General features: G+C 32.6%; 10 protein-coding genes. 6 read left to right on the top strand and 4 right to left on the bottom strand.

The window, feature by feature from the left end; all coding sequences use genetic code 11:
* Window positions 1-14 precede the first annotated feature (14 nt).
* Window positions 15-2,228, bottom strand: a complete 2,214-nt coding sequence (locus AC5LXV_RS10350) for a TonB-dependent receptor (protein WP_493466366.1) — start codon at window positions 2,226-2,228, stop codon at window positions 15-17.
* A gap of 820 nt (window positions 2,229-3,048) precedes the next feature.
* On the opposite strand from AC5LXV_RS10350, the gene AC5LXV_RS10345 reads away from it, so the two are divergent.
* From AC5LXV_RS10345 to AC5LXV_RS10320, 6 genes are all read left to right on the top strand, one after another.
* Entirely contained in the window at window positions 3,049-3,369 is a 321-nt protein-coding gene (locus AC5LXV_RS10345) for a carboxymuconolactone decarboxylase family protein (protein WP_110433442.1), read from the top strand.
* A 265-nt stretch (window positions 3,370-3,634) separates the two neighbouring features.
* On the top strand, window positions 3,635-4,717 hold the full coding sequence (locus AC5LXV_RS10340) for a hypothetical protein (RefSeq protein ID WP_493466365.1): 1,083 nt from the start codon (window positions 3,635-3,637) through the stop codon (window positions 4,715-4,717).
* Window positions 4,718-6,105: 1,388 nt separating this feature from the next.
* Entirely contained in the window at window positions 6,106-7,458 is a 1,353-nt protein-coding gene (locus tag AC5LXV_RS10335) for an ABC transporter ATP-binding protein (protein ID WP_493466364.1), read from the top strand.
* The gene (locus AC5LXV_RS10330) at window positions 7,412-7,843 is read left to right on the top strand and encodes an ATP-binding cassette domain-containing protein (RefSeq protein WP_493466363.1); all 432 of its coding nucleotides are present in this window, start codon (window positions 7,412-7,414) and stop codon (window positions 7,841-7,843) included. The genes AC5LXV_RS10335 and AC5LXV_RS10330 overlap by 47 nt, the downstream gene beginning before the upstream one ends.
* Window positions 7,843-9,600: an ABC transporter ATP-binding protein gene (locus AC5LXV_RS10325; protein WP_493466362.1), complete on the top strand. Its 1,758-nt coding sequence runs from the start codon at window positions 7,843-7,845 to the stop codon at window positions 9,598-9,600. The genes AC5LXV_RS10330 and AC5LXV_RS10325 overlap by 1 nt, the downstream gene beginning before the upstream one ends.
* A 398-nt stretch (window positions 9,601-9,998) precedes the next feature.
* A complete protein-coding gene (locus AC5LXV_RS10320) occupies window positions 9,999-11,177 on the top strand; it encodes an MFS transporter (RefSeq protein ID WP_493466361.1) in 1,179 nt (392 codons plus the stop codon).
* 656 nt (window positions 11,178-11,833) lie between these two features.
* Here AC5LXV_RS10320 and AC5LXV_RS10315 read toward each other — a convergent pair.
* The 3 genes from AC5LXV_RS10315 to AC5LXV_RS10305 are packed head-to-tail and all read right to left on the bottom strand — an operon-like array spanning window position 11,834 to window position 12,704.
* The gene (locus AC5LXV_RS10315) at window positions 11,834-12,154 is read right to left on the bottom strand and encodes a hypothetical protein (RefSeq protein ID WP_493466360.1); all 321 of its coding nucleotides are present in this window, start codon (window positions 12,152-12,154) and stop codon (window positions 11,834-11,836) included.
* Window positions 12,064-12,453 (bottom strand): LysR family transcriptional regulator substrate-binding protein, encoded by a 390-nt coding sequence (locus AC5LXV_RS10310; RefSeq protein ID WP_493467991.1) that lies wholly within the window; start codon window positions 12,451-12,453, stop codon window positions 12,064-12,066. Before AC5LXV_RS10310 ends, AC5LXV_RS10315 begins: the two co-directional genes overlap by 91 nt.
* The gene (locus AC5LXV_RS10305) at window positions 12,450-12,704 is read right to left on the bottom strand and encodes a LysR family transcriptional regulator (protein WP_493466359.1); all 255 of its coding nucleotides are present in this window, start codon (window positions 12,702-12,704) and stop codon (window positions 12,450-12,452) included. The genes AC5LXV_RS10310 and AC5LXV_RS10305 overlap by 4 nt, the downstream gene beginning before the upstream one ends.
* Window positions 12,705-12,940: the final 236 nt, after the last annotated feature.

Genomic DNA, 12,940 nt, shown 5'->3' with positions numbered 1-12,940 from the left:
TTACATAATGCATGTTAATAGTTATAAATGAAACCAACGCCGATTGTTCTACCTCTGCCTGGTGATCCAATGGTTGCATCTGGACCATCCGGATACATGGCAGGAATATAATATCCCCATATATCATAAGATTTATTAAGCAGATTATCGCCCCATACATAAAATTCAGCATTTTCAGTTTTAACGGCAATTCGAGCATCAAGTTTGTTATAAGCTTTCAAACCAAAATTATTTTGCACATCGGCTTTACGAGAGCCAATATAACGATCTGTTACTTGTGTTTCCAATGATATTCCTGAAGCTAAATTAAGCGGTATAGAGTGCAAAATGGTTAAGTTAGCATTCCAATGCGATGTATCCGGTACTTGGTTATGTTTTTTCACATGAGCTAAACTTTGGCTTGGAGTGCCGACGATTTTAGCATTGGTGTAACCTATGCCGCCGGTAAAGTCTAAGTTTCCAGGTGCTTTCCAAAAACCATCTAGCTCTACACCATAACTTCGAATATCATAATTTTCAACCACAGATACAAATGTTGCTGGATTGTAAGCCATTAAGTGTTCACGTTTTGTATCGTTATAAAATAGTGCAGTGTTTAGTCCAACGGTATTATTTTCAGTTTTTAATCCAATTTCATAAGTGTTTACATAAGCTGATTTATAGGCTTGGTCTGAATAACCCAATGTGGCAAAATCGGTTCCTTCATCATTAAAACCACCTGTTTTATAACCTCTAGAATAGAGACCATAAAGGGTGGCATTATCGTTGAGAAGATAGTTTAATCCAAGTCGACCAGTAGTATAATGATCAGTTATTTTTTGTTTATCGAATGCTAAAGTTGGCATCCCCGGTGCATTGTCGGTATAAATTGAGTTAGCTGACCATTTTGCTCGATAATTTTTCTTTTCGTAAGATTGACGAATGCCGGTTGTTAATTTCAATTTTTCAGTAAGAGGATAAGTAATTTCCCCAAACAGACCTACATTATCTGTCTCAAATTTTCTCTTAATATCTGCATTTAAAGGATTAGTCGGGTAAAAAACATCTATAACATCATAGGTGTTTCTATGTCGGTTATTAGTATAATAATTAACTCCGGCAACCCAAAATATAGATGCATCAGGTTTTGAAGAGATTCTAAATTCTTGATTGAAAAGATTCTCTTTAGTTAAAAACGACCAATTTGAAGGAGGGGATATACCTATTAAATGGTTATATAATTTACCTTCGTAAATCGGTGCTCGATTGTCATTTTTAGAGTAAGAATAACTTGTTATAGAACTTAAAACACTATTATCAAGTTGATGTTCAACTTTAAAATTAAAACGGTAAATATTTTTATCATTCTTATCGCTGCTATTAGGAATGTTAATTTTTGGATGGTGACCGTATGGACGCATCATATACATATCGTCCATACCCATAGCCTCTTCTATTTCGGTAATAAATGAGATAGATGTGAGTTCGGAAGCTTCCCATAATAATGTACCTCGAGCGATTTTATTTCTAAGAATACTCACCGGTTTATGGTCATTAACATTTTCTAGAATGCTATCTGCTTCATCATAACGGACAGCAAAACGGCCACTTAACTGCTCGGTTAAAGGACCACTGATGACACCTTCCGTTAATATTTGATGTTCTTGTCCAAATTCGGTTCTAAAAGTTGATTCAAAATAACTAGTTGGTTTTTTTGAAATAACATTGATGGCGCCAGCCTCACTATTTCTACCAAATAGTGTTCCTTGTGGACCTTTTAATACTTCGACACGCTGAACATCAAGTAAATTTAAGGTCGTATTACTTCTTGATTGTGGCATCCCATCGACGTTAATACTAACCGAACTGTCATCGCCACTCATTGGTAATACCGAACCTACGCCACGCATCCGTATCGATTTCGCCGCTCCCATATTACTAATTACTTGCACGCCAACGGTATCGTTTAAAGCTTTTTCTAAAGTCGTTTCCCGTCGGTCAACCAGTTTTTTATCGTCAACAATATTAACCGTAAACGGAATATCCTTGGCAGACTCTTTTACATGCCTAGCGGTAACGATTAATTGTTCTACTTGATTAATATCGTCTTTTTCATCAACTGTATCTGCCATTGCACTAAAAGATAAACAGAAAATACCGGTCAATAACCAAGGTGAATCAATAATAATTTTTTTCGAAGATATGGGGAGATTAGTTACTCTATCAATAAAAGCTAATTTGTATCTCATATATTTTTTCCTAAAACTACATATAAAAAGCATTTTGATATGCTCTATAAAGGTATAAACACTCTTTGATGTTCCATTTAATTCATAACAATAGATAAATTTAAATAAGAATAATTATCATTTATAAAGTAAAGGTTTTACCAAAAAAGTTCTCCCCTGATCGGGTTAAAAAGACCGTATCGGTTTTAAATTCGTTTAAATTTTCTTTTTTTTTATTTAATAAATTAATTTTTAAGGAAAATATATTTGAGATTTTTTAAATATTTAACAACATTAAGAATCTTATTTAATTAATTCGTATTAGGTAATATTGTTAAATGAGTGTTTTTATTCACTATAAATGGCGGATAGTGAATAATTTTGCTAATTAAATTTGCAATCAAATTGGTCGGGGAATAATTTAGTTTGAGTTCTTGTGTTTTATCTGTCTATTTTTTGGAAATTAGAATATGGCCCGTCGTTATTTTCAATTTACTTGCAAGTGAAGATAATTGCTAATATTTTTGTCTTGATAAAAAAAGATGAAAATTCTAACTATAGGTAGCGAGAATATAATTTAATTAATCCATAATATATTCAATAAATTAGATATTGAAATTAAGGTAGAATAGGAAAAGTAGGCGATTAAAGACTAAAAAAGAAAATAAACAAACTCTAATTAACTGAAAAAATTTATTGATAATAATAGTTTTCTTCAGTTATTTCTTTATTAGGATAATTATCCATTATGACTAAAAGAGAACTATACTATATTGAAATCTCTAAATTTGTTAGATTTTTAAATTGATTTTTTCATAACACAAAATAGAAGGAAAAAATTATGAACAAAGTAACAGCGGGAAGAGATGTGCTTGGCGAATTTGCACCTAAGTTTGCTGAGCTTAATGATGATGTATTATTTGGTGAAGTTTGGTCTAGAGAAAAAGAGCTCTCAGCAAGAGACAGAAGTTTAGTCACAGTTACGGCATTACTTGCTAGTGGTATCTTAGATAGTTCTTTACAATTTCATTTACAGACCGCAAAAAATAACGGCATCACGAAGCAAGAAATAGCAGAAGTTTTAACTCATGTAGCATTTTACGTTGGTTGGCCTAAAGCTTGGGCTGCGTTTCGTTTAGCAAAAGAGATTTGGCAAGATTAGCTTTTACCACAGAATTACAAAGAAATTATGAAATTAATCTGAATAAGATAATTAAATCCATTTTATAGAAAAGATAGTGTAGATTGATATGTATCTAATAATACTCACATTTACACTGTTACAGACCTGTTAAATTTGCAATAAAAGATTAAAATAACAAATAATATTTACTATGAAATAATGTAATGCCACAATCTAAACAATGCTGATACATTGATAAACCAGCAAATAACTGGATTGCGATTAAACAGACTAAGAATACAAAATGAGAGATAATTGCCAATTTATTACTACTAAATTTTATCGATATGACTGCATTCCCTATGGACAATCTGATTGTTATCGTATTATTACCAATGAGGGAGTTTATTTTTTTTATAAATACCAATTTATCGATGTAAGTGTCTTAGATAAATTAGATGAAGGCGATGTTATCCATATTGCTTCTCACGCACTTAATGATGGCACTTTTTGGCTCCACTGGTTGGTTTCATGCAAAGGGGACTTAGCTATTCGTAATAAATTACATTGTGCTATCCCTTATCCTTCTACGTTAATTTTACCATTTTTGATCTTGATTGGATTTTGGCTAGATCTTCAATTTATAACGCTATTTTTAGCTGCTGGACTATTTCTAATTTTGATATGGTGTATTTGCTCAACGCTATTTCGTCTAATAAATTTGGTTTTACCTAAACAAATTTTTTTACGTCAACGATATTATAAATTAAAAAAAGGCGATCTTGGTTTTATGAAACCCCTGCTTTTAGAACATCGTAAAACCCTTAAATGTTCATCAACAGACTTACCTGTATATGAAGGGATTGCGACTAATATAGATAGCCAATTAATTTATCGATCACAACGAAGGAAAATTTTATTTGATTTTAATGGTGTTCAACTATTTTTCGATGAACTTGCTTTAGATAATTATCATATACCGGTTGTTTATTCTTTTTGCCATCCGACGTTTATTGCCTCAGGAGATAAACTCAGTTTAATATTTGAAAATAACAAAATACAAGGGATTATTAATCATACCGATGGTTCAAGTTATTTAATTCCTCATTGTAGTTGGATAAGTAAACAAAAAGCAAAAACGTTATTACGTAATTGGTATTTTTATACTATTTTTGCCCCATTTTTATTACTGATAATTATATATCCAATTAAAGAGTTTGATTTTATAATGAATGGTTTTTTATGGATAATATCCGGAGCAAAAATTATTCCTTTACTTCTGTTACTATTTTATACGCTATTTTCATATCTTAATGATCGTTCCTATGCCAAACGAGTTTTAAAATGGTTATATCAAACCACAGGACATTGGCCGAAAGAGCTCTGAATTACAACAACTAAGCGAATATAATCAAGATGAATTAATCTAAAATTTTCAGCATGGTCTGGCATTATTCAGAAATTATCTACTTCATTTGTGCTAAGGTTGTAGCCGCATCTGTAAAGCGCTGTATATGAGCAAAATAATTCTTGAAAACAGTGAATTATAAGAATAAATACTTATGTCGTTCTTTGATTACATAAAACAACCAATTCTACTACATCGTATAGAGTGAATTGAGTAAATCTCTCTTAAATTACAAAGATGTTTGTTTTCTAATGTTAGTAGATTTTTAACCATCTTATTCTTGAAGATATCGAGTGTTGGTATTACTTTATTATTTTTTGTCTCTTTTGCTTGCTATATAGTTGTAAAAAAAGCAAATTATATAAGTATTTATGACATCTAAGTTATGTAAGAACTACGACTCCACATAAACAAGCGGTTTTTTAATGCTGTTTAAATTGTATTAAATTTATTGCATAAACTGCTTTAAAACATAGATAAGCAAGGCGAAAGAAACCGTGATAAGTATAAACTTTTCATAAAACCACCTGATATTCATACAAACACCAATAGAGTACTGATCTCAAGGGGGAGGGGGGCGAAATTTTTCAGATCCTAAACACTTGTTGACAGTTCGTTTCAATTTAAATATTTACAGTTAATTTTGATTACTGCTTTCTGATAAGCCAGCCTCATGATAAACGTCTTGCATCAACAGATTTGAAGATGACAATCAAATTTATAAATAAGTGATCAAAATCAAAATATTTAGTATTGCAATTAATAATTCAATTTTGCCCCAAAAATGACCTTAACCTATGATAATAAAGGGAAAGTATATCGTTAAAAAATGGCTCAATACAAATGTTATTTGAATTAATTCTATTAATATCAATATATTAAATAAGTTTTGCATGATAAAAAAGTAAGCGTTCGATGGGTTTGACAATAAGTGTTCAATATGATAAAAAGCTGTAATTGAGAATGGTTATCAATATCATTAGCGCTCGATTTTATCTATATACCGATAAATAAAATTCTATTAAAAAAGTAAAAAATAGCTATTTAATAAAATATTATTGAATAAAAAGTGACAAATCAAAACTTTGAGGGGAAGTTGGTGTTAATTTCGAATTGATATACATACTTCAGTAAGAGTTTCACACTTATTTTCGAATGATTGGAATATATAGTTGCCCTGTTTTTTTCAACCAAACATACACACTAACAAAAAGAAATCGGAATTTTGGATTTGGTACTAGCTGGTCATTAATATGCCACAATATGAGAATAACATTGTAATAGGATTTGTATATGAGCAGTTTAAAGTCAAAATTAAGTTTTTTTAGTTTGTGCATGAAAGATATGGACTAAGGATACACTTAATTATGAATCACACGGATATATTTCTACCAGTAAAGAATAAAGTATCTCATTCAATATTTTTGGCATCAATTGCTCAGGTGCTTAAACTGAGTATCTGGTTAACGTTGATCTGGGTTTTACACCAATTGATGTTGGATGCTAGCGTCTTCCCGGGATTGCCGATTGTCTCTCTACTTGTTCTGAGTATTCTTTTTTATACGCTGAGAACTTATGCTCACGATAAGTCTCACTATGCGGCATTTGAACTAGAAAAAATATTACGAACTAGGCTTATCAAAAAGATCAATCAATTGCCAATTGAAATGGTTAGAAACATGGGCAACGGAAATCTTGTCAAAACATTAATTGATGATATTAAAGAATTACATGCCTTTGTGGCTGATGCTCCGCCCTTAAAAGCCGAGGCATTCGTTACGCCAATTTTTACCTTGCTGGTTTTATTTATCTTTAATTGGGTCTTTGCAAGCATTGTATTTGCCATCACTTTAGTTACTTTTCTACTGCTGAGTTTTATCATGAAAAAAGCTAAGCTTTTAAAGGAAAGCTATAATAATGCAACTATTCAAATCAACAGTAAAATCATTGAATATATTCAGGGAATGAGTGCGGTAAGAACATTTGATGCCGGGGAGGGAGCATTCGGTCAATATCAAAAAGCACTGGAAAACTATAGCCAGGTGGTCTTTCATTGGTTACAATCTATGCGATTGTCTACAAAAATTGCTCGCAGCCTTTTCTCCGCTATGCCGATGAGTATCATATTAGTTGTTGGATTGAGTTTAGCCCAACTAAATGACCAAATCTCATTTATCACGACGTTCTGTTTTTTATTGCTGGCGATCGGTATTGCAGAAAGTGCTCATCCAGTGATGAGTCTATTTCAGATATTACAAAAGTCAAAGGCAGCAATAGAAAGAATATTTGAAGTTGAAAATCTACCAATTTTAGAGGCGCCTTCCAACCCGCTATTACCTGATAATAATGAGATAATTTTCAAAAAAGTTGGGTTTTGTTACCAGAATTCTGACACTATTTTATCCAATATCAATATTAAAATTCCTGAAAATTCATTTACTGCTCTTATTGGTACATCTGGTTCTGGCAAGACGACGCTAACCAATCTCATTCCACGCTTTCTTGATGCAACCACTGGAACGATAACTTTAGGTGGAGTTAATATAAAAGAGATTGAATACGCTGAACTTATGTCGAGAATTTCATTTGTTTTTCAGGATAACTTTTTATTCTCATGTTCGATCGCAGATAACATACGCTATGGGTTAGACGATATCTCTGATGAAGATGTTATTGAAGCCGCCAAAAAAGCTGAAATTCACGACTCCTCAACAATATAACACTCTGGCAGGAGAAAGAGGGCAGCTATTATCCGGTGGTCAAAAACAGAGGATCACCATTGCCCGAGTTTTTTTACAAAACCGACCGATCGTTATTTTAGATGAACCGACGGCTTTTTCTGATGCCCGAAATGAAGCATTGTTGTTAAAAGCCTTTAACCGTTTAATTGATAGAAATAAAACTGTCATTATGGTAACCCATCGCTTATCGACGATTGTCAATGCCGACCAAATAATATTATTGGATAAAGGGATGATTAAAACTCATGGGACACATAATGATTTAATCGAAAATTCAAGTGATTATAAATTGTTATGGCAAGAGTATAACAAAGCAAAAGATTGGTCGATTCCAGTCAATAATTTGGCTGATGGAGAAAAGTGATGAAAGAGTATATTAATACAGACACACGCACAACAAAATCATTGCTGAAAACGTATATTGGCTTAATCAATGCGGCTGGTAAGCAAAAGAAAATATTGATCCGCAGTCTGATTTATACTGTGATCTCCTCTTGTCTGTTTGGCGTTTCGTTGGTTTTACTATATCCCTTATTTGCAGCACTAGAAGCCAAAAGTGTTACTGCAACAGTTACTCATTTAATTATTGTAGTTGTTCTATTGATAGGTAGTTTTATTTTTAAGGTGCTTTGTGAACGCTATGATGCGGATGGTTATTCGACGTTGGCAGTTACCGAGCTAAGGGAAAAATTAGGTAACAAGCTAAGACATATTTCCTTAGATTATTTAAGTCAGTTTAGATCTGGGGAAATAAATTACCTTATGATGCAAAGTGTCAATGAAGCGGCAGTATTTACATTTATGCTACTCAATATCATTATTACCGGCGTGGTTATACCACTATCAGCTGCAATCGCCTTGTTCTTTTACAGTTGGCAACTTTCTTTGATGATGCTTTTGGTCTTTCCAATGGCAATTCCACTTTACCTGTGGCGTAGGAAGGCCTATCGCAGAGGTTTTAGCATTCTGGCAGAAGCCAATGCCAAATTAAAAGGGGAAGCTGTTGAGTTTGTACAAGGACTTGATGTATTGAAATCCACAGGCCAAACCGAAGAGAAGATGACAGAATTTATTAAGGTAACAACAGATGTGGCAAATATACTGCGTATTGGCACGAAAAAAGGCGAAAAACCTAACTTAATTATCACCATTATAATTCAAGTTGGTTTGATCCTTATCATATCGTTAGGTGCCTATTTGGTGAATGTTGCAACCATTTCTTACCTCTTATTAGCCAGCGTGTTATTAATCGTTGCTCGTTCCACGGATGTATTAAACTATTTTGTACAAATGTCATCGATGCTTGAATCATTGGTTATAGGGTATGAAAAATTGCAGGAACTGTTGAATGCACCATCATTACCTGAAAAAAAGGCAGAGATTATGCCTGATCAATATAATATTGAATTTGAACGAGTTAACTTTTCGTACCGAGGGCAAGAAAAATATGTACTTAAGGATATATCCCTTCAGATCCCAGAAAATGCATTAACCGCTTTGGTCGGTGCCAGTGGTTGCGGTAAGACTACAATAACCAAGCTTATTCTTCGGTTTGCTGATGTAAAATCAGGAAGTATTAAAATCGGTGGTATTGATATTCGAGATATGTCTCAAAGTCAGTTAATGAGTCTAGTCTCTGTAGTATTTCAGGATGTCTATTTGTTTCAAGACACCATTATTAATAACATTAGAATGGCAAAATTATCCGCTAGCGACGAGGAAGTCATCGAAGTTTGTAAACAAGCAAATTGCCACGAATTTATCCAGAATTTCCGCGACGGTTATCAAACACAACTCAATGATATTGGCAAAAGTCTCTCTGGTGGGGAGAGGCAGCGTATCTCTATTGCCAGAGCCATTTTGAAAAATGCACCTATTCTTATCCTCGATGAGCCAACTGCCGCTCTCGATACTGAGAATGAACTGGCAGTGCAAAAGGTGATTAATAAGCTAGTGCAAGGGAAAACGGTATTAGTTATCGCCCATCGACTTTCTACTATCATCGGAACTGAGCAAATTGTAGTAATTGATAAAGGCGAAATTGTGGAAAGTGGTACTCACCAGCAGTTATTGCAACAAAATGGGATTTATAATGAGTTTTGGTATCTTCAGCAAAATTAACCTCATTTGTGGCATTAATGTGTTGTTGCCCATAGTGAGTTACGGAGTGTGAACGGTCTGGTGCTCATAAAACGGTACATAACCGGTAAATTCTTATGGGACGTGTTGGGGCATGGTCAGTAAGTACAATAATCATATTGTACATACTCTCTTCATTGCTCACCAACTCAGTTGCCCGAAACGTCCCTAAGTGAGCCTTTCGAATCATCCCAAACAAATACCCAGAAGGATTTACGTACTTTCCGTGGTGTTCATTTTTTTAGATAGTCAATATAGTTAATTGCGATAAATAATTTTCATAATGCAATAAATGATTGGAATTATACAGTTATAAGATTGTTTGCTAGCATAAATTCACTATATCTCCCACTAAAAAATTTATAATATGAGTGAATGACATGGAAAAAACCAATAATACCTTCCCCACATTGAGTCTGCTTGCTTTAGCTACCGCACTATTTATTTCTATTATGACTGAAGCTTTGCCTGCTGGATTTTTACTATTAATAAGTGAAGATCTAAGTGTTACCGAGGCTCAAGCTGGACAATTAGTGACGCTATACGCATTAGGTTCTCTACTATCAGCTATCCCATTAACAATTGCTACACAAAGTTGGAATAGAAAAAAATTATTAGTAATTGTTATGCTTGGTTTTGCTATTACTAATTTTATGACTGCCTATTTTTCGTCTTTTATCCTGATATTAATAGCTAGATTTTTAGCAGGTATTTTTGCCGGACTTTTGTGGGCAATGGTAGCAGGTTATGCAACCAGAATGGTTAGTGCTGATAAACAAGGCAGAGCAATAACGTTAGTTATGTTAGGGGTTCCAATTGCCTTATCTATAGGTATTCCATTGGGGACTGCAATAGGGCAGTTAGTTGGTTGGCGATTAACTTTTCATATGATTACTATCATCTCTTTGTTGTTGGTTATTTTTATATGGCTAAAATTACCTAATTTAGCAGCGTTAAAAGCAACGAAAAAGAATTCCATTTTTTCTGTATTATCTATACGTTACGTAAAATCTATCTTAGCAATAAACTTCATTTTTGCATTTGGGCATAATATTTTTTACACCTATATATCACCATATTTACAACTATCTGGTAATGATGCAAATGTCGATGTTGTGCTATTTATTTTTGGTATTTCTTCAATAATTAGTATTACCATTGTTGGCATCTTTATCGATAATTATTTACGTAAATTAATTATTTTATCCCTCAGTTTATTTGCTATATCTGGATTGTTATTTTATGCCTTTGACCATCTTTATGGGCTAATTTTAATCTCAGTTGTAGTTTGGGGATTGGCCTTTGGCGGTGGCGCAACATTATTTCAAACTGCTTCAGCAAAAATAACCGGACAATCAGCCGACATTGCACAGTCTTTACTTGTCTCACTTTGGAATTTAGCAATAGCTGGTGGTGGATTTTGTGGGGGAATGTTACTAAATGTTTTCGATGCAAAAGTTTTACCTATCATAATGTCTATTTTGTTAATTTTTGCACTTTGTCTGGTGTTATATGCCAGTAAATTGGGTGTTACAAATCCAAGCGGGGGGATTCAATAGCTAAGTGATCTGCAAACTTACGCTATTAAAAGATGTTGTAGATATAGTTTAGTATGCAAACATATAAAGCTGACTAAAAAGCAAAAAGGGTAATCATCTGGATCACTGAACATAGTTCGGACTAGATGATTTTCCTCAGCGAAAAGATGTCTTAAATATCAATGCATTAATTTTGAGCAATCAAGATAATGTCTAAATACTTTAAGGTATAGAATTTAAACCAATGTATTAGGATGGAAATATTGATTATGACAATAATATGTTTAAGACCAATAGATTAAGTCGTGATAGGTTTCCATTTTCCTCTATTTGTGAATAGTATAATTAATAAAAACAATGAAGCAAATAAGCCCCCTTTGTCAGAATTATTAACCTATGCTGAAAACCTTAAATTCACCATTGATATTAATGAAATTATTAAAATTGTATAAAAAACAAAGTAACACTTAAGTTATATTGAGAAATATCCAATGGTTTAGAACTACTTGTCATCTTATATGTTTCTTCATATAAGTATCTATGAAAAGATGTAGTTGTAATATCTCTTTAGTTTATACGGTTATTTTTGCTTTAGAGTAGGGCAGAGATTATTGTTAATTAATGATTAAACAATATAATTGCAACTAACGTCATGAATTTTAATAATTATAAAAAATTTATTTATCTCTTATCTCATTAATAAATGTGAGAACATCTTTGCCTGCTTTTTCTTCATTCCATGACACGCCAATTTTCCATTTTGATCCTTTCCCCATAAGTTTTTTATATTTGATGGTTGATTTAAGATTATCAACTAAACTATTGGGTAGTATCGTTACATTCGAATGTAAATTAGCCATAGATATAATGTTGTAAACATTATTTGTGTAATATACATTTGGATAATTTAACGCATTACTAGAAAGATATTTGGTAATTTTTTGTGACAGATCAAAATGTGAATCATAATCAGGTAGACAAAGTGTATACTTATCCAAAATTTGCTTAACATCATTAAAATCATGTATCTGAAAATTTTTTTTTGATTGAATATAAAGACTAAATGATCTGAGCCTATTTCGGTATACTTTATTTGTTTATTCGTCGGTTTTTCCATAAAAGCGATATCTAATTCGCCTGATAAAAGCTTCTTTTCCTGCTCTGCTGAAGACAACTCATGTAGCTGAATTTTTATCATTGGATGATGTTCAGTATAATTATTTATTATTTCCGGTAATCTATTTATACAGGAAAATGTATAGCCGATATTCAAGACGCCCGTTGTACCATTTTTTATTTTTTTACAACACAGAATAATCTATCTAACTCATTGGCTAAATTAACCGCATATTTGTAGATTATTTTACCTTCCTCAGTTAGGTAACAACCCTGATTATCTCTAAGAAATAGTTTAAAACCAAATATTTCCTCAAGAAGTTGAATTTGTTTGGTAAGTGTTGGTTGGGTTATATTCAGTTTCTCAGCAGCATCGCGAAAACTATCACTTGTCGCTAATACAATAAATGATCTTATTTTCTTTACATACATAAGGAAATCCTTTTCGTTAATTATTGACTATTATACTTAATTATTCGATATCTATGACCTATTAAGAAAATTTGTTTTAACCAATAAATCTATTTATTCGGTTATGTAACTAACTATACCTATCATTACAGTAAGATCTGTTAAAAACGAAAATTAATGTCAGGCAAGTTCAAGTTCAAAGAACTATTACCAACGTTAAGACTGTGCTCTAACTGCGTTAATGAAATATGATTTAG

The sequence above is a fragment of the Gilliamella sp. LMG 34359 genome, assembly GCF_984569085.1.
This window is presented reverse-complemented; position numbering and strand designations above follow the sequence as displayed.